The sequence below is a fragment of the Candidatus Nanopusillus massiliensis genome (assembly GCF_920984865.1).
Genome location: NZ_OV100765.1, coordinates 457535 through 457796, shown reverse-complemented (window position 1 = coordinate 457796; position 262 = coordinate 457535). Strand labels below are relative to the sequence as shown.

Below are 262 nucleotides of genomic sequence, written 5' to 3'. Positions count from 1 at the left end.
GTACAGTCTGAAATTACAGTATTTTATTTAAATATAACAAATTCTGNNAATGCAACAATTAATAATATAACTTTAACTTTTTCAGTTATTGGAAATAATGAAATTTTCTTATATAATAATTTTACCAATAACAACATCAAAGAATATTACCATATCTTCTCCTTTACAGCCAAATAGTTCATTAGTAATACCATTTAAAATGGTTGTATTATCTCCAGGTTGAAAGATATTGATATAGATGTTTATGTAAACGGACAATACA

General features: G+C 23.5%; 1 protein-coding gene. It reads left to right on the top strand.

The features are described from left to right. The first annotated feature begins 97 nt into the window (after positions 1-97). A complete protein-coding gene (locus tag LUA84_RS04450; protein ID WP_256443545.1) occupies positions 98-223 on the top strand; it encodes a hypothetical protein in 126 nt (41 codons plus the stop codon). Positions 224-262 lie beyond the last annotated feature (39 nt).

What these genes read in the sequence shown, in the direction of transcription:
- LUA84_RS04450 (WP_256443545.1), top strand. Translation starts at nt 98, where the DNA reads ATGAAATTTTCTTATATAATAATTTTACCAATAACAACATCAAAGAAT.